Below are 26,386 nucleotides of genomic sequence, written 5' to 3'. Positions count from 1 at the left end.
TGCGCGCCATGCACAAGCGGTGGTGCGTCAGGTCTGCTTCAGTGTAAGATACCAAGAGAAAAGGCGCAAATGCACCTCAAATATTTTGACTGAGCCATTGATAATCCGGTGAAAATCATACATTATCAACCAGTTGACAGTTCCTGCACCAGTGCGGCAACGCTTGCCGGAAAGCTCTTGAACGAATCCCTGGCAGAATTCAAGGCTGACTGGGGAAAAGCAACCCGACGACATCGTCAACCCGAATGAGCCCGGAGAGTCGAACCCTTCCGGGCATTATCCGTTCGGGCGACCCGTCGATTTGCCGTCCGCCGGTGGCAGGGAACTGCCGTTCCTTCACATCAGACCATTTCCAGCAAATGTTCAAACCAAAACTGTTTACCGTTCTTCCAGAGCTGACCAAGGAGCAGCTTGGCCGTGACATCGTGTCCGGAATTCTCGTCGGCATCGTGGCCCTGCCGCTTGGCATCGCCTTCGCCATTGCCTCGGGCGTTTCGCCCGAAAAGGGCCTCATCAGCGCCGTCATCGGCGGCTTCCTCATCTCCTTTCTCGGCGGCAGCCGCGTCCAGATCGGCGGGCCGACCGGTGCGTTCATCGTTATTCTCTACGGTATCGTGCAGCAGTACGGCCTCAACGGCCTCATGATCGCCACCATCATGGCGGGCGTGATTCTTATCATCATGGGCCTGTCACACCTCGGCTCGCTCATCAAGTTCATCCCCTATCCGGTCGTGGTTGGCTTCACCAGCGGCATCGCGATCATCATCTTTTCGAGTGAAGTCAAGGACTTTCTCGGTCTGCACATGGCCAGCGTACCCGCCGACTTCATCGACAAGTGGGCCGCCTACTTCAAAGCCCTGCCGACGGCCAGCCCGGAGACGATTCTCGTCGGCGCGGTGGCCCTCTTGATTATCGTGTTCTGGCCGAAAGTCTCGCGGAAAATCCCCGGCCCGCTGATCGCCCTCATCGTCACCACCGTGGCCGTGCACATGCTGCATCTCCAGGTTGACACCATCGAAACCCGCTTCGGCGACATTTCGGCCTCGATTCCCGCGCCGAGCTTTCCGTCGCTCGACATGGCGACCATCCGCCACCTCATCATGCCCGCCACCACCATTGCCCTGCTCGGAGCCATCGAGGCGTTACTCTCGGCGGTGGTCGCCGACGGCATGATCGGCGCCCGACACAAGTCAAACATGGAGCTTGTCGCTCAGGGCGTGGCGAACATCGTCTCGCCGCTCTTCGGCGGCATTCCCGTCACCGGCGCGATCGCCCGCACGGCGACCAACATCAAAAACGGCGGGCGGACACCGATTGCGGGCATCGTGCACGCCATCACGCTGCTCGGCATCATGCTGGTGTTCGGCTCGTGGGCCAAGCTGATTCCGATGCCGACTCTGGCGGCGATTCTGATCGTGGTCGCCTGGAACATGAGCGAGCACCACGTCTTCCGACAGCTGCTCAAAAGCCCGAAGAGCGACGTGGCGGTGCTGCTGACCACCTTCGGCCTTACCGTGATCTTCGACCTCACCATCGCCATCGAGGTCGGCATGTTGCTCTCGGTGATCCTCTTCATGAAGCGCATGGCGAGTCTGGCCAACGTCGGCGTCATCACCGGCGAGCTGAAGGACGAGGAGGACGAGGCCGATCCGAACGCCATCGTCAACCGGAGCATCCCTGAAGGCGTGGATGTTTTCGAAATCAGTGGCCCGCTCTTTTTCGGTGCAGCCTCAAAGTTCAAAGATGCCATGCACGTGGTCGAGAAGGCGCCGTCGATCCGGATTCTCAGAATGCGCAAGGTGATGAGCATCGATGCCACCGGCCTGAACATGCTGAAGGAGCTGTTCAACGATTGCCGGAAATCGGGCACAACACTCATTCTTTCCGGAGTTCACACCCAGCCGCTCTTTGCGATGCAGCAATACGGCCTCGCGGATGAAATCGGCGAGGAGAACATCTTCGGGAACATCGACGACGCCCTCGACCGCGCGCGAAGCCTGCTCGGCCTGCCCGTACAGGGACGCCCGGCGGGTTTCGTCGCCAGCGTCAAACGAGAGAAAGAGTTGCAGGCGAAGATCGAAAGCAAAGGCTCCGGCAAGTAACCCGCTCAAAGCAGATTCCCGCTCCGGCAACGTTCGGAGCGGGAATCTGGCATGGAAAGGGTGACGCGCCAGCAGAGCAAATCATGGTTCTTGGCGAACGGGAAAGGGGCAAATCAGAATACTAATTTTATATCCAGTGAATATAAAATAACTATAACATTATGACGTCTTGATAAAAAAACAAGAAAATCATATTCCTTAAATATCTTTCTTTCTGCATGAATCAACAGAAAAGTCAAAATTTTTCTTCCAAATCCGAATCATATTTCTTACACTTAATTTGCAGTATCAAATAATGCAGTACCCTTGAATCACTGCAAACCTCTCGACGGTAGAATAGGGCTAATCGTTAAGCAGTCCTTTTACCCCTTCCCGAACAACAGTGGTTAGCGTTGCGCTTTTTTTTGTTATCGGCTTTTCGATAACAAAAAAAAGACGATCATGAAAAAACTCTTATCAACAATCGGCTTGGGCGTAGCCCTAATGACCGGCTTCGAGCCTTCTCAGGCTTTAGCCAACATCACATTTGTTAACACCAGCACAGGCCCCAACCAGTGGAACTATAAACTTACGGTCGATGGTACTTCTGTTTTGAATCCAGGCGATACCATTACGCTAACGACAACAGGCATAATGACTGGCATCGGCGATTCATCAAACATGATTAATAGTACACTCGCAGATGCTTATACCGCGGTATAGACCGTGACAAGAAGAATTAATCCAAATAGAAGATCTGTTACTATTAATGGTTTCTATGTTACCTCATCAGCTCCCAACGAGACTGTAAATTGGACTGTTAGTACAGGTGGGGGCGGCACAACCGCCGGCCCGGTGCCTGAACCGGCTACCGTGATGCTGCTTGGCATTGGCGGACTTCTCGCTGGCGGACGCAAGCTGTATGAGAGCAGAAAAGAAGAGGTTGCTTTTTGACAGCTCTTGCTGATGACTGTTGTGAGAGAAACGAAGACCCGGTACTTTCCGGGTTTTCGTTGTTCTGGGTCAAGGGAATGGAAAAAAGAAATAGCAGTAAGTTTAACTTCATTATTTGGCAGGTTTCACTTTATATTTGCCGTGTATCTTGTTCGTAATGAGAGCATAACTTATTTCATAAAACCGTGAAAAAAATCACCTCTCTGTTTTTTGTGCTGCTATTCGCCATTCTTGTCGGCTGCTCTGAGAAATCCGCTCAAGAGTCGAATAGCGGCGTGGCGGCAGTTGTCAATGGCGTAGAAATTACCAATCGCCAGATAGACTATTTTTACCAACGCACCGCAATGCCTGGCATGAGTGCAGAAGATTCCGCCAATCTGAAAAGGCGTATTCTTTCTGACCTGATTCGTATCGAACTTCTGGCCGGAAAAGCCAAAGAGATGAAGCTCGACAATAACCCGGACTACAGCATGGCGCTGTATGCCGCACAGAAAAACGTGCTGGCAGGGTTGGCCGAAAGAAAGCTTGCGGGAAATCAGGCACCGGTTACTCCCGACCAGGCAGAATCGGTTGTTCAGAATGCGCCCCAACTGTTTGCGGGACGAAAGCTCTATGTCTTTGAAGAAGTCATCTTTCCCGGCGTCGATATGCCGCTTCTGGAGTCGCTGGACGCCATGGCAACCAATGGAGCACCACTCAGCGGCCTTCTCGATGAACTGAAAGCCAAAAAGAAACCATTCAACAGCTCACTCAAAGCGCTGACCTCCGAACAGCTCCCCGCCCCCATTCTCGCAGTTTTAAACAAGCTTAAACCGAACACACCCCAGGTTGTACGATCGGGAGACAAGGTCTCTGTGATACTGGTCTTGCATGATGCAATTCCGGCTCCCCTCGAAGGCGATCCGGCAAGAAGAGCGGCAGCCGCGATGATTGAAGCCAATCAGAGAAATCAGGCGCTGTCGAAAGCAATGCAAGAATTGCTCGACAACGCCAAAATCACCTACTATAACGAGTATGCAAAAACGGCCGACGGAAAAGACAAGCTCTCGGCGCTTCCTGTGCCTGATGCCAATAAAGCGACCAGAGAACTGTACAAAAAGATTATCCTTGGCTCGGGTTTGACCGCATCATTCACTCTGACAATCATGATGCTAACCGCTGTCATGCGAACATTTTACAGCATGTTGTGGCTGCCACGGCTCTGGCCGGGATCGGCAAACGACGCCGAACGGACAGCAACGTTCGATATTCGACATACCACCCCGCTCTCTCGCCAAATTTACCTTTTTGCCTTGCTGTTGCTGATAGCCGTAGTCATAATTTTCGAGCTTGTGCTGGTCTGGAGCAAGCTGGCCATACTTGCGATGCTCGCTTACATCGCTGGCGGAATAATCGTTGGAGTTTTCGCAAGCTACTTGCTGAATGTCGGTATTTCGAGAGGATGGTCAAGAAAAACCTACATGCTCATCGCGTCCTTTATTGCATTTTTGATTCTTGTCTGCGTTGTGCTAACCATCAAGATGAGTTCTCTCGTGTAAAGAACAGAGCCAACTATATTGAAGTAAATGACCGAAGCGCCGCAAAACGGTCACTTCGGTCATTTACTTCCGTGACATGTCCGGTAAAACTTCAGCAGTTTTTGCCAACACCGGGGTCAAGTGTCATGATCAAACACGCTTACCGTACATAAACATCGAAGGAAACCGGCCAGCGTCACTCCTTGGTGCTGTAGGTTCGTATGCTCGCGATCGAATCGATGCTGTAATAGGTGTTAACCGAAGTGTCAGCAGAGTCCTCGGTCACCCGCAGAAACAGGTCGCTGATAAACAGTACGGCATTTTCATAGACCGTGCCCTCATTGATCTGCAACTTGACCCCTTTCCTGATTTTTCTCGACATGGTGCCATGCAGTGGAACCGATGCGTATTCAAGCACCTTCTCCCATGTCTGCAATGCGCTTCCGGCCATACCCCCCCCCTTTTCATACATTATTGTCAATAATCGACTTATTTTTTTAGTCGATATTAAAATTATATCTTATTTATTAAACAAAAACAAACTCTTCCGCGTTAGTAAGAAGCGACAGGAAGCAACCGCAATCCAACCGTCCGATAAACATGGAACAAACTCCGTTACGCCCGCTGGGCGAAGTCATGGCAATGATCGAGGCGCTCGGCCACGAGGTCACCTACGCCTATGATGACCTGGTCTTCATCAATCACAACGACTTCCTGCTACAGTTCGACGCTGCCGAGCCCAATGCGCTGGCTCTGTTCTTCAACACCGAGTGCAACGCCGCTGAGGCAGACCATGTCGCCGCTCGCATGATTCCCGAAGGAATAGAAAAAGGCCTCATCATCCGCAGAAAAGGCACCTACACCATGACGGAAGCCGAAAGCGACAACCTGCAAATCACCTTCAATCCCTGACGGCGACTTCGGTTATCGGAACCATTTGCAGCGGCGTAACATTATTCCGGAAAAAGGAGAGTGAACCATGCAAAGCTGGTATGACGGGCTTAACAAGCCGAAACTGACGCCACCCAACAAGGTGTTCTGGCCAGTTTGGTCAACGCTGTACGTGCTCATCGCCATAGCACTGATTGTCTATTTCCGGACTCCGGTCAAACCTCACGCCACGACGGTACTTGTCATTCTGGCTGCGCACTTTCTGGCAGGATTTTCATGGACTTCGATCTTTTTCGGAAAAAAGAAAATCTTGGCAGCCCTCATCGATCTGCTCTTCATGGACGCGACGCTTGCCGCCATCATCGTCTTCTTCGCCAACACCAACCCGCTCGCGGCGGCGCTGCTCGCTCCCTACTTCTGCTGGAGCCTTCTGGCCACCTGGCTGAATTTTGGCATCTGGCGGCTCAATCCCGGCAAGCGCTAAATCCACCGACCCGCGCTTGCCGGAAGCAGCCGAATCGCTACCTTACCGGCAGACCGGCAACGACAGTTACAATCTTTTGAATTCACAGCGCATGAAATACTCGGAAGCACAACAAGGAAGGGTCTTCGTCATCCGGCTTGAAGATGGCGACATCTTTCACGAAGAGATCGAACGATTTGCGAAGGAAAAAGGGATCGAGCGGGCCTACCTGAACGTGGTCGGCGGAGCGGACAAAGAGAGCAAACTGGTCGTCGGCCCGGAAGAGAGCCGCACTTACCCGGTCAATCCGATGGAGCACGAACTGTACGACGCGCACGAAATCGTCGGCACGGGCACCTTGTTCCCCGACGACACCAGCGCGCCGGTCGTGCACCTGCACATGGCCTGTGGCCGCGAGGAAAACACCGTGACCGGCTGCGTGCGCAACGGCGTGAAAGTCTGGCACGTCATGGAGGTCATTCTGGTGGAACTGCTCGGCACCCAAGCCCGCCGCCTGCCCGACAAGGCAACCGGCTTCAAACTGCTCGTACCGTGAAGGCGAATTATGAATGCTGAATTATGAATTGTAAAAAGCATCCAACGCTTCTCTCACGAGTCCCATAACTCCCATCCGTCTCATTCTCGTTCCCCACCCTCACGCGAACGGATTCTCCCCACACGCCATTCCAAGCGAGCGGGCTACCGCTTCTTGGGTGATTTTGCCGTTCCAGACATTCAACCCGCCCGCGAGACCGGGCATCACCACCATCGCGCTCTCCAGCCCGAGGTCGGCGAGCCGCCGGACGTAGGGCAGCGTCACGCCGGTCAGCGCCTCGGTCGAGGTGGCGGGATAGGCGGCAGGCATGTTGGTCACGCAATAATGGACAACGCCCTCTTCGATGAAAACCGGATCGACGTGCGAGGTCGGGCGCGAGGTCTCGACGCAGCCACCCTGGTCGATGGCGATATCGACGATCACCGCACCGGGCTTCATCGATTGCACCATGCCGCGTGTGACGAGCTTCGGCGCAGTCGCGCCGGGAAGCAGCACCGCACCGATCAACAGGTCGGTTCCCGGTAACAGCTCTTCGAGATGCTGCTCGTTCGAGTAGATCGTATGCACTTCGGCGGGAAGCTGGGCTTCCAGCTCACGCATCCGGTCGTGGTTGGTCTCCATGACCGTCACCTCCGCGCCAAGTCCTGCAGCAATCCGTGCGGCGCTCATGCCGGCGACGCCTCCGCCAAGCACGAGCACCCTGCCGGGCAGCACACCCGGCACGCCGCACAGCAGCTTTCCTTCGCCGCCGTTGTGCTTCGAGAGATAGTATCCGCCCATGAGCACGCTCATCTTTCCGGCGACCTCGCTCATCGGCGCGAGCAGCGGCAAACGCCCGCCGACCTCGACGGTCTCATAACCAATGGCGGTAACGCCTGAATCCACAAGCGCTTTGGCAAGACCCGGCACTCCGGCCAGATGCAGATAGGTGAAGATGACCAGCTCTTTCCGGAAAAAGCGATACTCCTCCGCCAGCGGCTCTTTCACCTTGACGACCAGCTCGCTCTTCCAGACCTCCTCAGCCGAGGAAGCGAGCACCGCTCCGGCCAACCGGTACTTCTCGTCGCTGAACCCGCTCGCCTCGCCCGCGCCGCGCTCGACAACCACGCGATGCCCCGCACCGACGAGCTGCCGCACGCCCGCGGGAGTGCAGGCCACCCTGGTCTCGCGAATCTTGATTTCCCTTGGAATTCCTATATTCATGGCAGAAAAATGATTAGGATTCTCCGCCTCTCTTTTCAATGTACTGTTTCAGCCTGTTTTCAGGAACAGTGGCAAGTGAAGATGCGGCCTGAAAAAATCCTGCACGAAATCCCGAATGATGACTATTCCGCACGAACCCGCATACTGGCTCCTGACGGCAGGATGCCTGTGCATCGCATCGATCCCGGCCCTGATGCGTTCGATTGCCAAAGGAAAAGCCATCGCCATCGTGGCGCTCTGGCTCGCGCTCTGCATCACGACCCTCTGGCAGTTCGGTCTGCTGCCCGGAGTGGCGACGACCCTGATCTCTGCTGTCTGGGGGGTGATACTGCTCGTCGCATCGCTCATCTTTTCGGGCATCAAATCGATGCCGAACCAGCGCTTCGAAAAGCGCTGAAACGCGCGACCGCCGTCAGCGAGCGTTGGAAAACCACGCAGGCACGAAGCGCCACGCATGTTTCATCTCGCGATCATGGACGACGCAGTCCGGATCGAACCGCGCAACCGTCTCCCAGTAGCGGGCGGAGTGATTCATATGCAGCGTGTGGCACAGCTCGTGAATCATGATGTAGCGCACCAGCAGCGGCGGCAAGAAGATCAGCTTGAGATTGAGATTGATGTTGCCCCGTGACGAACAACTCCCCCACCGGCTTTTCTGCTTTTTCACCGACACTCCAGAAACCTTGAAGCCGTTAATCGACGCCAGCCGCATGAGCTGCGCCCCGAGCTTGAGCTTCGCGCGATGTTTCAGCCACTGTTCGAGCGCCGCAAAGCACATGGCGTGCTCACTGACCGGACCGGAAACCTCAAGCTCGCCTTCGCCCTTTTCCGTGATCGTGATGCGCTGACGTGGCTCGCTGCGATATCTGACCCGCCACGATTCGCCGATTCCTGCAAGCTCGATCACCGTCGGCAACGCCGCGTCGCCCTGCGCGGGTGCGGCAGCGCGATGCTTGTCGAAGGTTCGCCGCACCTTCAGAATCCACTCCCTCTTGCTCTCGACCAGCGCGGGCACCTGTTTTTTGTCGAAGCCGACCGGCACCACCACCGTCAACCCCTCCACCGGCGACATTTTCAGGCGGGCATAGCGCGCCCGCTGGCTCACCTTGACGGTGTATTCGATGCCGGGCGAGTTGCCTCGAAACGAGAGAGCGGACATGCTGGGCGGAACAGAATGATCGTTGCGGAAATGCTCCCGGAGTATAACCAGCCGCGCAAGATAAAAAAAGCGGATATCCCCTTCCCGGCGCTCCGCCAGCACCTGTCGGGCAGCGGAAAAGCCGGGAAACCTGCGTTGCACAGAAGTGGGAGAAAACGGGGATATTCGGGAATGATTCAGGCAAGCGCTTGGCGAAGGTCGGCGACCAGATCGTCCGGATCTTCGATGCCGATCGACAGACGGATGAGGCCGGACGCCATCCGCTCTTCACCGAGCCGGATGCCAACTACCACGGCCTGCGCTGGGCCATCGACCTGCCGGAACCGCTCGCGCCAATCGCCTTCGCGCTCCGCGTGCGCACCGTGCCACTCAGGAACCTCGGCGCGGCAATCTCACCCGACAACTCGTGGATTTTCATCCAGGGCGTCGAGACGCTGCCGGTGCGCATGATCCGCCACTCCGAAAACGCGCTGAAGGTGGCCGGGCATCTGAAAAATCACCCGAAGGTCGCCTGGGTGCGCTACCCCGGTCTGCCGGATGACCCGTCGTACGCACTCGCCTCGCGCGATCTGAAGCGCGGTTTCGGCGGCATGGTGGTATTCGGGGTTAAGGGTGGCTACGACGCGGCGGTGAAGATCATCGACACCATCGACCTCTTCTCGCACCTGGCCAACGTCGGCGACGCCAAGAGCCTGATCCTGCACCCGGCAAGCACCTCGCACAGCCAAATGACAGAGGAGCAGCGAGTCGCAAGCGGTTTGTCGTCCGACCTCATCCGCCTCTCGATCGGCCTGGAGCACCCCGACGACCTCATCGCCGCGCTCGACGACGTACTGGCGGGAGTATGAATTTGTTGTGAATGATAGACAGAAGACCGGCTGGAGATGCCGGTTTTCTTGACCGTAACACTTTTCAACCAAGCGATGCAGGCCGCTCTTTGCCTTGCTCAAGCTGAGGCCGCCCAAGCGACAGCTAACGCTGACAATGCAAAAGCAAGAAGGATGGAAAAATTCAAAGAACTCAAGAAAATGGGATTGAGCAACAATCAACTTGATAACTTTATTCCATGAGGAATGAATTGCATTCCGATGATTTCAAAAGCTTTCTATGCAAACGGCGAGGATATGATTGTATAATTCTTTAGCCATTCGTTTCCGACACAAAAAAGCCTCCGAATTATGGAGGCTTTTTTGTATTGAAGCAATGGATGGGCTGAACGACTAACATCATACCATAAATATACCGTAAACGCGGTAGCCCGGAAACCGCGAATTGTGCTTACCTTGTCCGTACATCCGCAAAAACGAACGAGCACAACAACCCATGCACTTTGAAACCATCGCCATCCATGACGGCAATACGCCGGAGAGCTGCACCGGATCGGTGACGCCGCCGGTTTACCAGACCTCGACTTTCGCGCGTCCCAGCCTCGACGAGCGGGGTGAATTTTTCTATTCGCGCATCGGCAACCCGACGCGCTCGGCGCTCGAATCGACCCTCGCGCTGCTTGAAAATGGCAAACATGCAACGACCTTTGCCTCCGGCGTAGCGGCGATGATGGCCGCTATGCAGGTGCTCAAACCGGGCGATCACGTCGTTTCGAGCCTCGACGTTTATGGCGGCAGCTACCGGATTTTCGAGCAGCTCATGCGTCCGTGGGGCGTCGAAACCTCCTACGCGGCGAGCGAAGCAACGGAGAGTTATATCGAGTGCATCCGCCCGGAAACCCGCATGATCTGGATCGAATCGCCCTCGAATCCTCTTTTGCAGATTTGCGACATCCGCGCCCTCGCCGAGATCGCCAACGAACGTGGCATCGTACTCGCGGTCGATAACACCTTCGCCAGCCCCTACTTCCAGCGCCCGCTCGACCTCGGCGCGCACATTGTCGTGCACAGCACCACCAAGTATCTCGGCGGGCACAGCGACGTGATCGGCGGCGCGGTCGTCGCGTCGGACGACAACCTCAATCTCACGATCCGCAACTACCAGGGCGCGGCGGGCGCGATTCCCGGCCCGTGGGATTGCTGGCTGATTTCGCGCGGCATCAAGACGCTGAAAATCCGTATGGAGGAGCACCAGAAAAACGCGCTGCATCTGGCGCGAGCGCTCGAAAAGCACCCGGCGGTGAGCCGCGTCATCTACCCCGGACTAGAGTCTCACCCGCAGCACGAGCTGGCCAAACGCCAGATGAGCGGCTTCGGCGGAATGCTGACCATCGCGCTGAAAGGCGGACTTCCGGCAGTCCGCAAAATGATCGAGAGCCTGAAACTCTTCGTCATCGCCGACAGCCTCGGCGGCGTGGAGTCACTCGTCGCCTCGCCCGCGCGGATGACTCTCGGCCCACTGAGTCAGGCCGAGCGCGACCGACGCGCCTGCACCGACGACCTCGTGCGGCTCTCGATTGGCCTCGAAAACGCGGAGGATCTCGAAGCGGACCTCCTGCAAGCCCTTGCAACCATCTAAAATTCAACAACATGGCCACCATCGCAAATATCACGAACACCATCGGACGCACGCCGCTGGTGCGGCTCAACAAGCTCGCCAAGGGCCTCGACGCCGATATTCTCCTCAAGCTTGAATACTTCAACCCGCTCGGCAGCGTGAAGGATCGCATCGGGCGCGCCATGATCGAAGCTGCCGAAGCCGAGGGGAAAATCGACGCCCGGACGCTCATCGTCGAGCCGACCAGCGGCAACACCGGCATCGCGCTCGCCTTCGTCTGCGCCCAGCGCGGCTACCGGCTGCTGCTCACGATGCCCGAAACCATGAGCATCGAGCGCCGCAAACTGCTGCGCTACCTCGGCGCGGAGCTGGTGCTCACTCCCGGAGCGCAGGGGATGAAAGGGGCGATTGAAGAGGCGGCGCGGATCGTCGAGGCGGAGAAAAACAGCTTCAACCCCGGCCAGTTCCGCAACCCGGCCAACCCCCTGATTCACCAGGCGACCACCGGCCCCGAAATCTGGAACGACACCGAAGGGCGCGTTGACATGCTTGTTTCAGGCGTCGGCACGGGCGGCACCATCACCGGCACATCACGTTTCATCAAGGCGCTGAAGCCCAACTTCAAAAGCATCGCCGTGGAGCCCAAAGATTCAGCTGTGCTCTCCGGCGGGCAGCCGGGGCCTCACAAAATCCAGGGCATCGGCGCGGGCTTCGTGCCCGATGTGCTCGACGTCTCGCTGCTCGACGAGGTGGTGACGGTGAGCAACGACGACGCGATCTCGACCGCGCGGGCACTCGCTTCGCAGGAGGGCATCCTCTGCGGTATCTCCTCCGGCGCGGCGGTTCACGCAGCCATCGAAGTGGCGAAACGCTCGTCATCCGCAGGCAAAACCATCGTCGCCATCATCCCGAGCACCGGCGAACGCTACCTCAGCACTGCGCTGTTTGAAGACATCGAAGCGTGAGAAATCCGCTTTTATCATTCAGGAGGGTTTCAACCCGACGGATATTTGAAAATCTTACATTCACATTGCCCCGGCTTTCAAGCCGGGGTTCAAAAGAAGAGTAAACACCCTCCGTCCGGTTTCGATCTGTCATTACGACTCTGGCAACAAAAAATCGCAATCGACGCTGTAGTAAAATCTTAGGCTAAAGCCCTGATTCATTGTATCTTATCCGCATACCCCAAACTGAAGTCCGGGGCAATTGTTTAAGAGCTTTAATGGCCGGAGCAATAACTCTGGCATGTACAATTCGTTTTGAGGCCAACGCGGAACATGTATATTTGTCGTCAGGCACGAAACAAACCGTTTATCACTATCCATTTCCCATGTCCACGATCCACATCACCCTGAACGGCGAGCGCAAGGAGGTGCCGGCGGGATCGACGGTCTCGGAGCTGCTGGTCATCGCGGACGCTGATCGTCAGCCGGTGGCTGTCGTGGTCAACGAACATATCGTGCGTCCCGACCAGCGAGACTCGTATATCTTGCAGGAGCGCGATCAGGTCGAAATTCTTGTTTTCGCTGGCGGAGGCTGATCGTCGCCAGCTTAAAGTCTGTTACTGTAACTCCATGGATTCACTTCGCTTAGGCACATACACCTTCTCATCCCGCCTGATTCTCGGCACCGGCAAATTCAGCAGCACTTCGGCGATGATCAAGGCCGTCCGCGCGTCGGGTACGCAGCTCGTTACCGTGGCGTTGAGACGTTTCAATCGCGAACAGGCCGAGGATGATCTGTTCGGCCCGCTGTCGGAAATCGAGGGACTCACGCTGATGCCTAACACCTCCGGCGCGGCGACGGCCAAAGAGGCCATCAAGGCGGCGCACATTGCGCGCGAACTCTCCGGCAGCCCGTTCATCAAGGTCGAGATTCACCCGAACCCGCACCACCTGATGCCCGACCCGATCGAGACCTGGGAAGCGTGCAAGATTCTCGCCGCAGAAGGGTTCATCGTCATGCCCTACATTCCGGCGGATCCGGTGCTGGCCAAGCGCCTCGAAGAGGTGGGGTGCAGCTCGGTAATGCCGCTCGGCTCGGCCATCGGCAGCGGGCAGGGACTTTCGACCGCCGAGATGGTGAAAATCATCATCCGCGAGAGCTCGGTTCCGGTGATTGTCGATGCGGGTTTGCGCTCGCCATCAGAAGCGTGCGCGGCGATGGAGATGGGATGCGAGGCGGTGCTGGTGAACAGCGCCGTGGCGGTCGCCCGCGATCCGGCGGCGATGGCGCTGGCCTTCGCCAAGGCGGTCGAGGCGGGATTCGAGGCACGGAACGCAGGGCTGATGCCACGTTCGGGATCGGCGGTCGCAACCAGCCCGCTCACCTCGTTCCTGGGAGCTACTCGATGATTGCGCTGCCCGCATGGCTGACCGACGAGCGGCTGTCGGAAGATATCGAACCGCTGTTGCGACAAACGGATAACGAGTCGCTCGAACGGCTTGCCGCCGAAGCGCAGGCAGTGACACTGCGCCGTTTCGGGCGCGTCATTTCGCTCTATACGCCGCTCTACCTCTCCAACTTCTGCTCGAGCGGTTGCGTCTATTGCGGCTTCGCTTCGGACAGACGTTCGCCGCGCCGCAAGCTGGATACTGACGAAATCGAAAAGGAGCTGCTCGCAATGAAGGCTCTCGGCGTCAGCGACGTTTTGCTGCTCACCGGCGAGCGCACCAACTCGGTGGGATTCGACTATCTGCGTCGCGCCGTGGATATCGCCGCCCGCCACATGCCGCGCGTAGCCGTCGAGGCGTTTCCGATGAGCGTCGCAGAGTATCGCGGCCTGGCCGAATGTGGGTGCACCGGCCTGACGATTTACCAGGAAACCTACGATCCGGATCATTACCGCGAGCTGCACCGCTGGGGGCCGAAGCAGGATTTCCTCGAACGGCTCGAAACGCCGGAACGCGCCATCACCGGCGGCATCCGGAGCGTCGGCATCGGCGCACTGCTCGGCCTGTCGGAGCCGGTCGGCGAAGCGCTCGCCGTGTTGCGCCACGCGCGGTATCTGTGCAAAACGTACTGGAAAGCAGGCGTCACGGTCTCCTTTCCCCGCATCCGCCCGCAGGAGGGCGGCTTTCAGCCCAGCTTCACGGTCTCGGATCGCTTCCTCGCACGAATGATCTTCGCCTTCCGCATCGGAATGCCGGATGTCGATCTGGTGCTCTCGACGCGAGAGAGTTCGAATTTTCGGGACGGCATGGCTGGCCTCGGCATCACCCGCATGAGCATCGCCAGCCGCACCACCGTTGGCGGCTACGTCGAAAAGGAGACGGCTGGAGCCAGCCAGTTCGAGGTGAGCGACAACCGAAGCGTCGAAGCGTTTTGCGCCGCATTGCGCGCAAAAGATCTGGAACCAGTGTTCAAAAACTGGGACGCGGCCTACAACAACCCCCTGCCCGCAGAGGAGTGCACGTGAGCCTCAGCGACGAGCAGTGCCAGCGCTACGCCCGCCACCTCGCGCTGCCGGAAGTTGGCGAGGCGGGGCAAGAGAAGCTGCTGCACTCGAAAGTGCTGGTCATCGGTGCAGGCGGCCTCGGCTCCCCTGCTGCGTTCTACCTTGCCGCAGCAGGTGTCGGCACCATTGGCCTCATGGACGGCGACACGGTCGATCTCTCGAACCTGCAACGGCAGATTCTGCACACGACCGCCTCGGTCGGTGCGAATAAAACCGCCTCGGCGCAGGAGCGTCTCAAAGCGCTCGACCCGTCGATCCGCATCGAAACTCACCCCTTCCGGCTGAGAAAAGAGAACGCCACGGAAATTCTCGCCAGATACGACTTCGTCATCGACGCCACGGACAACTTCGCATCCCGCTTCCTCATCGCTCGCGCCTGCCACGAAGCATCGAAACCATGGTCTCACGGCGGAATCCGTAACTTCCACGGCCAGACCATGACCATCATCCCCGGGCAAACAGCCTGCTACTGCTGCATCTTCCACGAAGAGGACGAATCAAAAGAGGCTATTCCACAAGGCCCTATCGGCGCACTGCCGGGCGTCATCGGATCGATTCAAGCCATCGAAGCGATCAAATATTTGCTCAACATCGGCACACTGCTGACCGACGCGCTGATGACGTTCGATGCGCTCACGATGAGTTTCCGCAAAGTCGCGGTACGGAGGAATTCAAGATGTGCGTTGTGTGGATGAAAAACTGCTGCCTGAGAGCACTGCGGTGAGCATCCCCTGATTTTCGCACGAGTTGAACGCGGCATCGACTCGTTGACGATATTCGGGATTAATGCTACTTTACACCGAGGCACAGCGTTTCAAGCAAAAGTGCAAACCAAGAATCCGGGTAGCCAACTCATGGAAATACCACTCGATATGCTCCGAACCATTTGCAAAGAGTGTTCGGTCAGGAAATTAAGCATCGTCGGTTCGATTGCCAGAGGCGATGAAGGGCCTGAGAGCGATGTTGACTTGCTGGTAGAGTTCAAACGTCAGGGCAGTCCTTTGAGGCAGTACATGGAAACAAAGAAGAGATTCGAGAAGCTGTTTCACCGAAAGGTCGATCTTATCGAACGATCAGCCATGAGAAACAAACGATTCGAGGCCAGTGTCTTGCAAGACGAGAAGGTGATTTATGAAGCGTGACAAAGAGACTTGGCTTATCGATCTGCGAGAAGCTTGCGAGCACATCCAGCAGTTTGTTGGTGATTTAACGGCTGTTGAATATTCTGATAACTTGATTGTAAAAAGGGCTGTCGAACGAGAGTTTGAAATCATCGGCGAAATTCTGCGCAGAATAAGAGATGAAATGCCTGAACTCTTTGAGCAAAATCCCATCAGCAAAGGACATCATTGGCTTCAGGAATGTTCTGTCTCACGGATATGATGTTGTCAGCGACGAGATGGTTTATGATATTGTAGAATATGATCTTCCGATATTTTATAAGACGATTAAACGGCTATGACTGGCTGGTTCGGAAGATAAAGATAAGTCACGACGCGCTGCTGATGTTCGACGCGCTCACGATGAGTTTCAGAAAGATGACGGTGCGGTAGAATGCTGGGTGTGGATTTTGTAGAGAAGGGATTGATGCAGGAGTCTAACGGTGCGCCTCACGGGTGGCCGGAAGCAAAAGGCTGTAGGCCATCCGCGTGCAGGCGCTTGTTAGCTTTCGTGTTTGTCCGCGCATAGCGCCACTATTATCCGAACAGACGCTCCCAATGAAGAGAAAAGTTTTGACCTCGGCTGGAGCCGTTAACCTTACAGATCTCTTCACGGAAGCCCTCGAGAGGCAAGAACGTATCGCACACCGAGCGCCAGTACTCGTAATGTCTGCCTCGTTCACAGACGAACTCTATGAGGTTTACCCCTGCCGATCTCAGTTGAGCCGCCAGTTCGCCAGCGGTCTGCTTGTCTCGATCGCTTGCTTGCCGGGTTGAGTACAGCGACGGATCTGAGTTTGGATGATTGTGAAAGACCAAAACGGAGCGGTAGTTACCATTTGCCGCTATTTGCTGAACACTCGGCAGACTAATTCCAAAATGAACCTGCGATCGATCCGGCCCTTTGTTGACCCACATCTTGGCGATGACTTTGTTTCGTTCAAACGCTACTATGATCCATTCGTGTTTTTTGTATTTCAGTAGCCCCGCGGCGAGAGCGGGAAACTCGAACAATCGTTCTGAAATATTATAGAACGAACCATTTGCCGCCATACGCTTCTTAAATTCTGCGCTGACGGAGTATTCTTTTCTGTCGAACGTGTAATAGGAATTGATAGTCTTTGTTCTCCGCCGATCTGCCAACACTCGGACCTCATCATCCGTGAGCGGGCGGAGGTGGAGGAGAACAAAAATTGCAGCTACGCCTAAGACTATTGCAAGAACAACCAGCAAGTCCATGCCACCGTCCTTAATGATCTCGTTCGAAAGCTAACGACCAAGCTCACCGGCGGCAATGGAGCGCAGCGGAATTGCCGCCCGGTGCAGCGCCTTGTTATGTGATTTATTCTGGGTTGAGCTTATATGCCTCATAATCTTTTTGTACCGATTCCATATCGATATCATTTTTTATAGTAAAAAGCCCTATGGTGTCAGCCTTTTTTACAACATCCAAATACTTCATAATTAGGTTCTTCGCAGAATTTCGTGGGTGGCATGAAGGATGCTCACATGACCATCCCTGATGAACAAGTTTAACAGTTCGGTCAAAGACATTTATAACTCATCATATGATAAAGCGTTAAGGTGATTTATCCTTTGGCCGGACACTCTTTGCAGAGCGCATTCGTTTTGGCCGTGCCTCAGTCGATTGACCCATATTCACTATTTACCCACGATATTCTGCGAACAATCTCCTTTAAAAGGTAAATAACGACGCATTCAAAACCAAGCCTTACCCCTCCAGCTCAAAACGAAATTTCTTTCTCAGTATCGTCGTTTCTCGCGATAATATTCAGCTTCTGTGCTTTCATCTCCTGACCGATCTGCCAGACAATCACCCGTTTGATCGCCACGGCGTTTGCTTCGTCAAGAAGCCCTTCCTCTTGAAGAAAATCATCGAAATTGGTGCCGATATTTTCAGTTTTCATCTTAAACCTCCAACGCAACAATTTTCCCCCTACTCCCCACCAATCACCCGCAAAAAGCCTCCGCATAACGCTCCAACTTCACCTCGCCAATTCCTGAAACAGCGAGCATTTCGTCGCGTGTTGCAGGCTTGATAGCACTCAGTTCGGCGAGGGTATGAACGCCAACACGCCGGCAGTTTCGAACAGCTGAATATGCTCTTTGTGATAGCGGCTCACAAAAGCACGACCATTGATCCGCAGTACGGCGATCCTCCTTATCCCCGGTCACTCCGCCAGGTGATTGTTTCAATCATAACCGGAATGCCCGCATACGCTCTTTCGTGCCTCATTGGTCGGTGCAAAAGGATCACCGCATATTTGCACTCGCCTGAAATATAAGCCTTAAGAACAATCAATGCTGAAAAATCACGCGAGCGTTCACCAGGCACGACACGGAACTGCGCCCGTTCAGCCGGAACAATGAACCTTGCCCTCCCTGAAAAGAGCTGTACTCAATCCGCTTTATGCAGCTGATCGGGAGCACCCGGTGGCACAGCGGCGATTTTGAGGCGATACTCGGCAAGAATGGGAAGATCTGCCTCCGGAAAATCGTATGCGCCGGCTTCATCGATTTCGATCCATCGCAGCTCCTCATGCTCGCCAGCATCCGGCACTCCATCGACAATCCTGCAACGAAAAGCGATCAACCGAAGCGACCGGTCCGGGTAGCTGTGCTCGACCGGAGTGAGGCGTTCGATAATTTCCACCCTCACTCCAAGCTCTTCCTGGAGCTCCCGATCAAGCGCTGCTGCCTCCGATTCGCCAGCCTCGACCTTGCCGCCCGGGAACTCCCATTTCCGTGCAAGATGTTTCCCCTCCGGTCTCCGGGCTATGAGAAACCGGCCATCACGCTCGATGATGGCGCAAACGACGTCGCCGATAACCATTATTTCAGTTCCAAGTTATGGAAGGCACAATTCGCAAACCGCACTCAAGGAAGGGAAAAAGGAAGAAAAAGTTCGGCCAACGAAACCTCACCTCTCCATCAAAGGCTCAGTATCCCTTGTCAGTTGCTCCCAGATTTCCACGGCATCATTCCCTTCGTACCCTTCGTACCTGAGGGGGTATTGGCAAACATTGGCTCATAGCTGTTATGAAGCCGCCTCAGGCGCATAAAGCGGCCGGCCAAACCTGATTCCGAAAATTTGTACCTGAAACCGATGCCGGGTCTTCCTTCAACCTGGATATCGATCAAGCCAACCTTATGGCCATATTGCGACCATGCCATCTTGACCAATGCCTCAAAGTCATTCATTGCGCCACTCTTTCAGTGTGTCAAATCCCGATAGAACACAACGTCGTCTGCGACATTGTTCTCGATATTGCTGTCTTCATCTGGTTTGTAGGATGAAGCATCCTGCTTGATGACGCGGAGGGTGAAAAGGCGTTTGGCATTGCCTGGCAGATTGGCGGATGCCCAGCCGCCAAAATCCGGAATCTGGTAAACCGCATTGACCACTATGGAATCGCCCGCCTTGAGATTGTTGAAAGACCTGGAAACAAGAATGTCCGACACACCGGTTTTCGCGTAAGAATACTGTGGAGCATAACCCAGATTCATAATCAGTTCAGCCACGGATGCTGTCTTGCAACTGCTTTTGCCCACATTTGTTACTGTGCCGGTAATATTGAGCCTTCCGTTATCGGCTTTGATCAGGGTGAGATTTGCTTCCAGGTCAGCACCCAGCTTGACTCTCGGATACTTGTAGATGCTCAGCGGCGCCTTGTTCTGAAGCGGTTCATACATTACCTGAGCCTGAGCCATCCAGTTGAACGTCAACAGAACGATACCGCACGCGATGGCCAAGGCGAAAATTTTTGATGGGTTCATCATGAATCTCCGATACTGAGCTGAGTGACTGCTTTTTTCAAGGTATTGATTTTCACTGAATTCACCCGGCTGGTCTGAGAACTGTGCTGCCGTTACGTGTTGGGGCACGGAAGAATATATACTTGTGAGAAGGGATGCTTGTTTTCAAGCAGACAGCTCGTGAAGGCGAACGGGAACCCCTACGGCCAATCGGTCATGCCGGTTAAACTTCACCAGAACGGGCGGATAACACCGGCGATCCGTCGGGCAATTCAGAGCTCCAGCCTGTCGGCAAGTCAGCTGGCGGCCAGGCATGGCGTCGCCAACCTGAAAGCGTTGATGCCTGTCGGTGTCAAATACCTGCCCAAGATGCCCGATGGGCCCAGCCGCCGTTTTAACGTCCATAGCTCGCCCTGATTACGCAGCCTAATGATTTGCTGGCAAACGATCTATATGTATGAATCTTTATGAGAATGACGTTAACCACGTGCACCACCAGTTCTTGATTTTGGCACAGCCCATTCAGAAGACAGCGCCTCAGCCTGCTGCAGAACGGTCTGTACAGCCACGTCCACACCTTCCGTCATCAGCTTGTGCAGGCGGCGGTTTTCTTCGAGCAGCGAGGGCAGCTCGGACTGCATCACCCGCCACACCGCCTCCTGCAGCGCCTGCGCTGGCAGGCCGGGGTTCAGGCGGGCAACGGCCGCCTCGAAGCGTTTTTTCAGCACGACCTCGTCGTGGCTCTCTCGCTCCGGTCGGTGTCCATCGGGGCCGATGTCCTCCTCGCGCTCGATGCCGTAACCGAGATCGCGCAGCTGATCCAACAGCGCTTGCTCCACGGCGGCCTCCGACAGAAACGCCATTACGGTTCTCCTTGTTCTTCGACGGAAGACGGAGCAACCATCTTGATAAGCCCGAGGTAATGATCCCTGTCGACAGCCTCCATCAGCTCTAGTACCTCACGCAGTACGGGCTGCGTCTCAGCAAGGAGAGAAAGGTCGTGCTCAGGATCGGGGATTGCATCAGCATGTGAGTACGTGTCGAGCAAGCGGAGAATGCGGGTCTTCTTTGCTCCGTCAAAATCTACCCGCTCGAGTCGCTTGTAAAGCACCCCCTCACCTCTTATCTCGGGGAACTTGAAGGCAAGGAAAGCCTCAAGCAAGCGACGTGCGACATTGGGCAATCCGTAGTGGTGTTCGAGCTCAACTACATCATTACGCTGAGCCTCGTCGTGGACGCGCTTGAACAGGTACTGGTACTCCGATTCGTACTCCTCAAGCAGAGGATCAAGATGGCCTAACTCGCTGGTGCGTGACCCGTCCGTGTGACGTCGGGTACGAAGCAAGAAGAAACGACCGGGTCTGTCTTCGATCTTTTTCTTTCGTTGCCCCGGCAAGTGATGGAACCAGTTTTTCACCAGCCGGAAAAACGAGAAGCTGTGCGTCAAGATGAAAAGCTGCCCCGCATCCTTGGTGCGATCCTTCATGTAACCGAAGGCTGAGAACAGTGCGTTGTCATCGAGGCTCGATACCGGATCATCAATGACGACAATCCCATTCTTCAAGTCGAATGCTCTGTCCTGTAACGACTTCAGAAAATACAGGAACGCAATCGCCGTGCGCTCTCCATCGCTCAAGTGCGCGACATACTGGCCGCCGCGGGTCAGCGCGTAGCCAGTGCCCTTCACCTCGAATCGCAGCTCGTCGCGCCCAAGGTAAGCGCGTAGCTCTGCAGTCAGCTCGTCAGCGCCACGGCGATGGTCGAGGATCGCGCGTTCCAGTTCAGCGATCTGTGCCTTGATTTCGGCCTGTTTAGCAGTTAATACATTCAGCTCGGTAGCCGCGGCCTTTACCGCATCCGTGAGCCGGACAAACTCGGCGTATGCCTCCGCGACATACGAGGCTTCGAGCTTTTCGCACGCACTGTTGACTGACGCCGTGAAGTCTTGGGAGATGCGATTGTGCCTTTCCACGATCTCGTTGAATGCGGCGACTGAGTCGGTCATCGAGGAAGGATTCGCCGTAGCTTGTTCCTGCGTGGTGATGGGTGCGAACGGCTGATCGCGCTTAGCCTCGACACGCGCGATGAGGGCATCGAGCGCGGCTTCGGTCTCTTCTTTCGCCGATAAAACCTTTGCGCGCGCCGTGGACACTTCATGTTCGAGTGCTTCATAGAAGCGTGAATCATCTGGCAACGACAGCGAAGCCACAGACTGCTTGGCCTTATTCAGTTTTGAGAGAAGCTCGGAAAGATCTTTCTGAAAGCCCGCGAACGCATCGTTGAAGTGAGCTTCGAGCGCGGCGCGACGCGCTGCCTGAAGCGGCTGCTGGCAGAAGCGGCAGGTGTCGGTGGCGTGCTCACCCGAGTGCAGATGAAGCCCTTCTTGCACCCACACGGCAAGCTTGGCATTGCTGGTCAGTTCATCGAGCGTCTGCGCAACGACAGAGCGACCGACCAGCGTATCTACTTTACTAGTCAACGCATCAAGCTCGATGGATGGCGCAACAACCTTGCCGACTAGGGGCTTTGGCTGGGCGTTCTTCTGGCTATGGAGCTGTGCCTTCTGATCGTCGGATAGCACAGCTCCTGCGGCGCGCTGCGAATCCATTGCTTCGACTGCGCGCTTGAAGTTTCGCTTATCGTAGTTGTTGTAGGTCTGGCTGTTCGCGGAGGTCAATAGCTCTTTGATGACTTTCGCTCTGCCCTTACAGAAGTCGTCGAGTGTCGATTCTGCTTTTGTCTTGCCGGCCTCGGACGCCTTTAATTTACTAATGATTGTGGCGAGTTCCTGCTTGAGCTGCTCTACCCGTGCCTGCTTCTCGATGCTGTCTTCACCAAGAAAGTAAATCGGCGCAATACCGCTCGTCTGCGAAAGGGTAGCATTGATAAAATCGCGGTTAAAAACCCGCACCTGAGGGAGATGCGCCGAAGCGAACGCGGAACCTGCGACCTTCGTTGTGCCATCGAACTCCAGCCGCGCCTCACCTTCAGCTTCAGGGAGTGTCGCTTTCTTCTCAACGAGCGAAAGCAGCCATGATAGGGTCGTTTTGCCGCTGCCGTTCCATCCATAGATGACATTAAACCGCGCGAACGGGTGCAGTTCCGTTGGCCAAGCAAAGTCGCGGAACACTCGGAGCCGTAGCTTGGCGATGCGCGTCAACTTCATGCCGACTCTCCTTGTCCTTCGACGATCTCAGCTGCAGGAGCAGGTGCGCCGCGCGCCGCGTTCAGGGCTTCGACATAGGCGTCCCGATCCAGCAGGTAAAGCAGTCGGCTGACTTCAATGTTGATGGGGATCTCATCGCCGCTCGGCAGCAGGAATCGCAAAGTCGGTGTGTCGCCATCTTCGGCGTCCACCGCCAGCCCCACGTGGGCGTCGATCAGCGCGTTGTCTGCCGCAAAACGCTCCCACGGCTCGCGGGAGCTGATCGGGTCGAGCTGTGCATCCAAATAGGCCTGAGGCAGAAATGCCACGATGGCATCGGCCGCCAGAACCGCGCTGCGGCGGTGATGCTCTGCCAACCGCGCCAGATAGGGGTCTTTGCCGTGGCTGGCAGGGCCCGCCTTGTTACGTAGGTCGTTCAGTGCGTCGGCTAACTTGTGATGACTGGACACCAGCTTCTTGAACCGGTCGTCACGCACGTCACCGAGCTTGAGCGCGCGAATTGCAGCCGTCAGCCAGTTGGATAGCGAAGGTGTTTCCTCCGTCAGCTTGAGCGGAGCTTGCTGGGTGTGGAAGCTCTCCACCACCACACGACAAACCACTTCAACGACAGTTTTGGCGCAGTCGATGCACGCATCGTTGTTCTGTTCCAGATTACGCTCCATTGCCTCGAAGGTCTGTTGCAACATCGGCGCGTCGCGCCAATAGCCGCAGGCTTCGCGAATGCCAGGGCACCAGTCGATACTCATGGCCTGAGGTCATCCAATGTCATTAGGGTGAATCGTGGCCGGCCCTGACCTACCTGCATAACATTGAATTTCACGGTAACAGGCTTGTGTAGCCATTCCCGGTTGAGAACATCAGGGTCAGCGATGGTTAGGTCAATTTTGCCTTTGATTGGCCCCTTTTGATCCATAACTTGGAACTCAAACGTTCTCGCCGTAGGCAGGACGCCCTGAAACTCGCCGCGATAAGTTTCTTCCCGCTCCTGAATGTTGTCGGATTTCAGTCGCTCGCAAGATGCCTTGATTTGCTTATAGTCGGCGAATCGGAAGAATCGATCGGCAAATTCAAGACCACAATATGCCTCCTGCTGAACCAACAGCTCAAGAAACTCATACACTTTCTTAATCGCGCGCGGGTGAACCTCCTCGATGACCTCGGCGATTTCGTCATCCGTTCCTTCAGCCGAAAGCCTGAACAACTCTTCGATTTTGACCATGGCCTCCTGGGTCTTTTCCGTTTCTGGAGGAAACAGCGATGGGTCCGGCGCGGGCAACTCAAACTCGAACCCGAACGAGCCGATGGCCGTACCCGTAATCAACAGTTGGTTTTCGTCACGGTTGGGAATGGGACCCATGTAACGCAAGCCTTCACTCAGTCCGGCGCAGACGGCGGCAAAGGCATCGGAAAAGGCACCGGCCGCCTTGCTGCCGAAGTCCGCCGCAATGCCGTGACTTCCAAAAACTGGTCGACCACGAAACGTCAATCGTGCTTTTGGGGCGATCTGCTGTGGCAATACAGTCAAAGCAGCTCGAGCTGATTCCAGACGCGATTCAAGACTCAAGCGCTCGATCACGTTGTCTTCTGGGATGGCAGCCAACAAGTCCTCCAGCTCCTTGATTTCGGAGGCGATAGACAAATAATCCTTAGCCATGATGGAGACCTCCTGCGAGATTCTAAACTGCACGCGCCGGGCCATCTTGCGCGGGGTCGAGATCAACCTGCACAAACCCCTTCCATAGCCCGTCACGCCGATGCGACCACATGCTGTACCAATAGGTAATGTTCTTCACATGCCAGTTATTAGTTGGCTGGCCGAGAACGATGAAATAGGCATCCATTGCGTAGTTTTTTTTGACCAGCTTCTGATCGAACAGGGAACCGTGATGCTGAACGAGTGAGCGTTGATCCCACCCTTGTGGAAGATGGAAAAAAGTTACCACATCCATATCTTTTGGTGGCCTTTTTTCCAAAGTCTCGATCTGTTCGAAGAAGCTGCCATCCAGCCATTGGAACCCTGAGGTGATACCTGCGGTATGTAGGTCGGCGCGAAAGCGTAGCAGCCCATCCAAAATCGTTTTGCGCTCAGGCGACGTAGAAAAATAATCAAAAACCGTTGCAAGATCGACAACATAGGGTGATCGGTCTCCACTATTTCCTGACGCGTTCGGCCGAATTGGTGGCAATACACCGGCATTATTCCAAGCTGGGACGGTGACTGTGTTAACACTCATTGCTCTCTCCTTTGCGTGGCTGTATCAAGTTCAATGCGAGCCAGAATTCTTTTTGCGTCATTCACCCGTAGCTCGCCGGAAATCAGCTTGGGCAGCAGGGTGTCGCGGAGTTTGGCGAGGGTGCGGGATTCATTAACGTTGTTGAGAATTTCATCGAACAGGCTGGCGAAACTTCGCTCAAATTGTTGAAGCACATTTTCTGGCGGAAGCACGGTTTGTACGGCTTCGAAGGTTTGTCGAGTGATAGTCGAGAACACCGAGCCGTGGGCCATTGCTTTGAGCTGTTCAACCATACGCTGCGCAGACAGAAAGACAAAATAGCTTCCTAGACTATTTTTGCTGCGGAGCGCATAGCAAGATTGGTTAAACGTCATGTCGCACCCAGCTATCGCTAAATTGCCAACTGTCCCACGTGCAGAAATAATCGTCGTCCCTTTGGAAATTAACCGCGCTGAACTCTCATTCAATCCAGATTGGGTAATCGACTTTTCGGTTTGAACAACAAAAACATCGCTTGACGCTGGCGTATCAACGACTGAAAACCACGGAATATCACCACCCCAGTACTCGCTAACCGAAGTTTTCGGCGTGCTGCCGCCGATAATTTCTACAACATCAGCAAAGCTGCCAATCTCCCACCCCTCCGGAATCTCCCCCAATTCCGAATCGACGAGGCAGTCGGGGAAGAGGTCGTAGAGGTGGGCGGGCAGGCCGGGGAGCGACTGGCCGCGCTGCCAGCGGCCTTCCAGTTTGGCGCGCACGGGCTCGAAATCCACGAACCACGCCTTGAACAGGGCGCGGGCCATGGCCTCCAGCGTTTCGTTTTGCTTGCGGTTGAGTTCAATCTTGTCGTCCAGCGTGCCGAGGATGTAGGCGATGGCGCGTTGTTCGTCTGCAGCCAACTCGGGCCACTTGAGATTCGAAAGTTGTTGAGCCGAAACGTTCGGGAATGTTGAGCCGGTGGCCTGAGCCAGAAGCTCCGGGAGATAGCATTCGATAACAGCCCGAACGAACGGTTGGAGTTCTGGTTTGAACTTATGCCGGATTGCGGCTATGCCGCGCCCGATTGCGTACTCTTGGTCCGCCCAGTTCATGCGGCCGGTCGTTGACCCTCGAACGCAAAAGAGAATGTCACCAGGTATCGCACGCTTGCGCACGTCAGTGGTGAACTGCGCCGGAGAAGGATGATGCGGGCCGAACTCAGTCGGTCCGTTAAGTAACGGAATGCCAATTCCAACTGTGTTGCAAGTTTCGCTGGGCGGCGACTGACCCATCACGATCTCGCATTCTTCACCCAGCCACTCACTCCCCATACCCAACTCC

The 26,386-nt window shown here is 55.5% G+C and carries 32 protein-coding genes and 3 pseudogenes; 19 read left to right on the top strand and 16 right to left on the bottom strand.

Going from position 1 to position 26,386, the window contains the following annotated elements; genetic code table 11:
* Positions 1 to 359: 359 nt before the first annotated feature.
* The 4 genes from AYT24_RS03330 (at position 360) to AYT24_RS03315 (ending at position 4,573) form a co-directional block, all read left to right on the top strand.
* Positions 360 to 2,102, top strand: a complete 1,743-nt coding sequence (locus AYT24_RS03330; RefSeq protein ID WP_164926914.1) for a SulP family inorganic anion transporter — start codon at positions 360 to 362, stop codon at positions 2,100 to 2,102.
* Positions 2,103 to 2,543: 441 nt separating this feature from the next.
* Positions 2,544 to 2,804, top strand: coding sequence for a hypothetical protein (locus AYT24_RS03325; protein WP_164926913.1), 261 nt, complete (start codon positions 2,544 to 2,546; stop codon positions 2,802 to 2,804).
* A 132-nt stretch (positions 2,805 to 2,936) separates the two neighbouring features.
* A complete protein-coding gene (locus AYT24_RS10610; RefSeq protein ID WP_164926912.1) occupies positions 2,937 to 3,035 on the top strand; it encodes a PEP-CTERM sorting domain-containing protein in 99 nt (32 codons plus the stop codon).
* A gap of 185 nt (positions 3,036 to 3,220) precedes the next feature.
* Positions 3,221 to 4,573, top strand: coding sequence for an EpsD family peptidyl-prolyl cis-trans isomerase (locus AYT24_RS03315; protein ID WP_010932393.1), 1,353 nt, complete (start codon positions 3,221 to 3,223; stop codon positions 4,571 to 4,573).
* Between the two features lie 175 nt (positions 4,574 to 4,748).
* Here the strand turns inward: AYT24_RS03315 and AYT24_RS03310 are convergent, their stop codons facing one another.
* Positions 4,749 to 5,003, bottom strand: a complete 255-nt coding sequence (locus AYT24_RS03310; protein ID WP_164926911.1) for a hypothetical protein — start codon at positions 5,001 to 5,003, stop codon at positions 4,749 to 4,751.
* 149 nt (positions 5,004 to 5,152) lie between these two features.
* Here AYT24_RS03310 and AYT24_RS03305 point away from each other — a divergent pair, with 149 nt between their 5' ends.
* The 3 genes from AYT24_RS03305 (at position 5,153) to AYT24_RS03295 (ending at position 6,462) form a co-directional block, all read left to right on the top strand.
* On the top strand, positions 5,153 to 5,464 hold the full coding sequence (locus AYT24_RS03305; RefSeq protein WP_010932391.1) for a hypothetical protein: 312 nt from the start codon (positions 5,153 to 5,155) through the stop codon (positions 5,462 to 5,464).
* A 67-nt stretch (positions 5,465 to 5,531) separates the two neighbouring features.
* Entirely contained in the window at positions 5,532 to 5,927 is a 396-nt protein-coding gene (locus AYT24_RS03300) for a TspO/MBR family protein (protein WP_010932390.1), read from the top strand.
* A 91-nt stretch (positions 5,928 to 6,018) separates the two neighbouring features.
* A complete protein-coding gene (locus AYT24_RS03295) occupies positions 6,019 to 6,462 on the top strand; it encodes a PPC domain-containing DNA-binding protein (RefSeq protein ID WP_010932389.1) in 444 nt (147 codons plus the stop codon).
* A 99-nt stretch (positions 6,463 to 6,561) separates the two neighbouring features.
* Here the strand turns inward: AYT24_RS03295 and ald are convergent, their stop codons facing one another.
* Positions 6,562 to 7,665, bottom strand: a complete 1,104-nt coding sequence (ald, locus tag AYT24_RS03290) for an alanine dehydrogenase (RefSeq protein ID WP_164926910.1) — start codon at positions 7,663 to 7,665, stop codon at positions 6,562 to 6,564.
* Between the two features lie 115 nt (positions 7,666 to 7,780).
* On the opposite strand from ald, the gene AYT24_RS03285 reads away from it, so the two are divergent.
* Positions 7,781 to 8,062, top strand: a complete 282-nt coding sequence (locus AYT24_RS03285) for a hypothetical protein (RefSeq protein ID WP_010932387.1) — start codon at positions 7,781 to 7,783, stop codon at positions 8,060 to 8,062.
* 15 nt (positions 8,063 to 8,077) lie between these two features.
* Here AYT24_RS03285 and AYT24_RS03280 read toward each other — a convergent pair whose 3' ends face one another.
* Positions 8,078 to 8,824: a M48 family metallopeptidase gene (locus AYT24_RS03280; protein ID WP_010932386.1), complete on the bottom strand. Its 747-nt coding sequence runs from the start codon at positions 8,822 to 8,824 to the stop codon at positions 8,078 to 8,080.
* 176 nt (positions 8,825 to 9,000) lie between these two features.
* Positions 9,001 to 9,084, bottom strand: a complete 84-nt coding sequence (locus tag AYT24_RS03275) for a PLP-dependent transferase (RefSeq protein WP_226986886.1) — start codon at positions 9,082 to 9,084, stop codon at positions 9,001 to 9,003.
* On the opposite strand from AYT24_RS03275, the pseudogene AYT24_RS03270 reads away from it, so the two are divergent.
* From AYT24_RS03270 to AYT24_RS10740, 11 genes and pseudogenes are all read left to right on the top strand, one after another.
* Positions 9,070 to 9,672 (top strand): annotated as a pseudogene (locus tag AYT24_RS03270) (PLP-dependent transferase); the annotation flags it as partial. The gene AYT24_RS03275 and the pseudogene AYT24_RS03270 overlap by 15 nt on opposite strands.
* Before the next feature lie 36 nt (positions 9,673 to 9,708).
* Positions 9,709 to 9,894, top strand: coding sequence for a hypothetical protein (locus tag AYT24_RS03265; protein ID WP_010932384.1), 186 nt, complete (start codon positions 9,709 to 9,711; stop codon positions 9,892 to 9,894).
* A gap of 253 nt (positions 9,895 to 10,147) precedes the next feature.
* Positions 10,148 to 11,290 (top strand): trans-sulfuration enzyme family protein, encoded by a 1,143-nt coding sequence (locus AYT24_RS03260; protein WP_010932383.1) that lies wholly within the window; start codon positions 10,148 to 10,150, stop codon positions 11,288 to 11,290.
* Positions 11,291 to 11,301: 11 nt separating this feature from the next.
* A complete protein-coding gene (gene cysK / locus AYT24_RS03255) occupies positions 11,302 to 12,234 on the top strand; it encodes a cysteine synthase A (RefSeq protein WP_010932382.1) in 933 nt (310 codons plus the stop codon).
* 365 nt (positions 12,235 to 12,599) lie between these two features.
* The gene (gene thiS / locus AYT24_RS03250) at positions 12,600 to 12,809 is read left to right on the top strand and encodes a sulfur carrier protein ThiS (protein ID WP_164926909.1); all 210 of its coding nucleotides are present in this window, start codon (positions 12,600 to 12,602) and stop codon (positions 12,807 to 12,809) included.
* A 34-nt stretch (positions 12,810 to 12,843) separates the two neighbouring features.
* Positions 12,844 to 13,623, top strand: coding sequence for a thiazole synthase (locus AYT24_RS03245; protein ID WP_010932380.1), 780 nt, complete (start codon positions 12,844 to 12,846; stop codon positions 13,621 to 13,623).
* On the top strand, positions 13,620 to 14,687 hold the full coding sequence (gene thiH / locus AYT24_RS03240; protein ID WP_010932379.1) for a 2-iminoacetate synthase ThiH: 1,068 nt from the start codon (positions 13,620 to 13,622) through the stop codon (positions 14,685 to 14,687). The genes AYT24_RS03245 and thiH overlap by 4 nt, the downstream gene beginning before the upstream one ends.
* A complete protein-coding gene (locus tag AYT24_RS03235) occupies positions 14,684 to 15,421 on the top strand; it encodes a HesA/MoeB/ThiF family protein (protein WP_164926908.1) in 738 nt (245 codons plus the stop codon). Before thiH ends, AYT24_RS03235 begins: the two co-directional genes overlap by 4 nt.
* Before the next feature lie 159 nt (positions 15,422 to 15,580).
* Positions 15,581 to 15,868, top strand: coding sequence for a nucleotidyltransferase family protein (locus AYT24_RS03230; protein WP_010932377.1), 288 nt, complete (start codon positions 15,581 to 15,583; stop codon positions 15,866 to 15,868).
* A complete protein-coding gene (locus tag AYT24_RS03225) occupies positions 15,858 to 16,109 on the top strand; it encodes a HepT-like ribonuclease domain-containing protein (protein ID WP_164926907.1) in 252 nt (83 codons plus the stop codon). The genes AYT24_RS03230 and AYT24_RS03225 overlap by 11 nt, the downstream gene beginning before the upstream one ends.
* Positions 16,045 to 16,188: a HepT-like ribonuclease domain-containing protein gene (locus tag AYT24_RS10740; protein WP_164926906.1), complete on the top strand. Its 144-nt coding sequence runs from the start codon at positions 16,045 to 16,047 to the stop codon at positions 16,186 to 16,188. The genes AYT24_RS03225 and AYT24_RS10740 overlap by 65 nt, the downstream gene beginning before the upstream one ends.
* A gap of 235 nt (positions 16,189 to 16,423) precedes the next feature.
* Here the strand turns inward: AYT24_RS10740 and AYT24_RS03215 are convergent, their stop codons facing one another.
* From AYT24_RS03215 to AYT24_RS03160, 12 genes and pseudogenes are all read right to left on the bottom strand, one after another.
* Positions 16,424 to 17,125 carry a hypothetical protein gene (locus AYT24_RS03215; protein WP_164926905.1) on the bottom strand — a complete coding sequence of 234 codons (702 nt, stop codon included), beginning with the start codon at positions 17,123 to 17,125 and terminating at the stop codon, positions 16,424 to 16,426.
* Between the two features lie 554 nt (positions 17,126 to 17,679).
* A pseudogene (locus tag AYT24_RS10735) lies at positions 17,680 to 17,814 on the bottom strand (Fis family transcriptional regulator); the annotation flags it as partial.
* Positions 17,815 to 17,857: 43 nt separating this feature from the next.
* Positions 17,858 to 17,923 (bottom strand): hypothetical protein, encoded by a 66-nt coding sequence (locus tag AYT24_RS10605; protein WP_264357667.1) that lies wholly within the window; start codon positions 17,921 to 17,923, stop codon positions 17,858 to 17,860.
* A 382-nt stretch (positions 17,924 to 18,305) separates the two neighbouring features.
* A complete protein-coding gene (gene mutT / locus AYT24_RS03200; RefSeq protein ID WP_010932370.1) occupies positions 18,306 to 18,740 on the bottom strand; it encodes an 8-oxo-dGTP diphosphatase MutT in 435 nt (144 codons plus the stop codon).
* 119 nt (positions 18,741 to 18,859) lie between these two features.
* Positions 18,860 to 19,108: a hypothetical protein gene (locus AYT24_RS03195; RefSeq protein WP_164926904.1), complete on the bottom strand. Its 249-nt coding sequence runs from the start codon at positions 19,106 to 19,108 to the stop codon at positions 18,860 to 18,862.
* A gap of 12 nt (positions 19,109 to 19,120) precedes the next feature.
* Positions 19,121 to 19,687 (bottom strand): hypothetical protein, encoded by a 567-nt coding sequence (locus AYT24_RS03190; RefSeq protein ID WP_010932369.1) that lies wholly within the window; start codon positions 19,685 to 19,687, stop codon positions 19,121 to 19,123.
* Positions 19,688 to 20,229: 542 nt separating this feature from the next.
* Positions 20,230 to 20,526, bottom strand: a pseudogene (locus tag AYT24_RS03185) (type I restriction endonuclease); the annotation flags it as partial.
* Positions 20,526 to 22,829 carry an ATP-binding protein gene (locus AYT24_RS03180; RefSeq protein WP_010932366.1) on the bottom strand — a complete coding sequence of 768 codons (2,304 nt, stop codon included), beginning with the start codon at positions 22,827 to 22,829 and terminating at the stop codon, positions 20,526 to 20,528. The pseudogene AYT24_RS03185 and the gene AYT24_RS03180, both read right to left, overlap by 1 nt.
* Positions 22,826 to 23,575: an abortive infection family protein gene (locus AYT24_RS03175; RefSeq protein WP_010932365.1), complete on the bottom strand. Its 750-nt coding sequence runs from the start codon at positions 23,573 to 23,575 to the stop codon at positions 22,826 to 22,828. The genes AYT24_RS03180 and AYT24_RS03175 overlap by 4 nt, the downstream gene beginning before the upstream one ends.
* The gene (locus AYT24_RS03170) at positions 23,572 to 24,483 is read right to left on the bottom strand and encodes a hypothetical protein (protein WP_164926903.1); all 912 of its coding nucleotides are present in this window, start codon (positions 24,481 to 24,483) and stop codon (positions 23,572 to 23,574) included. Before AYT24_RS03170 ends, AYT24_RS03175 begins: the two co-directional genes overlap by 4 nt.
* 22 nt (positions 24,484 to 24,505) lie before the next feature.
* On the bottom strand, positions 24,506 to 25,063 hold the full coding sequence (locus AYT24_RS03165; RefSeq protein WP_010932363.1) for a DUF6932 family protein: 558 nt from the start codon (positions 25,061 to 25,063) through the stop codon (positions 24,506 to 24,508).
* Positions 25,060 to 26,376 (bottom strand): restriction endonuclease subunit S, encoded by a 1,317-nt coding sequence (locus AYT24_RS03160; protein ID WP_164926902.1) that lies wholly within the window; start codon positions 26,374 to 26,376, stop codon positions 25,060 to 25,062. Before AYT24_RS03160 ends, AYT24_RS03165 begins: the two co-directional genes overlap by 4 nt.
* Positions 26,377 to 26,386: the final 10 nt, after the last annotated feature.

It is taken from the genome of Chlorobaculum tepidum TLS, assembly GCF_000006985.1.
GTDB lineage: Bacteria > Bacteroidota > Chlorobiia > Chlorobiales > Chlorobiaceae > Chlorobaculum > Chlorobaculum tepidum.
Note: the sequence above shows the minus strand (reverse complement) of the source record. Positions and strands in the feature narration are given on the sequence as shown.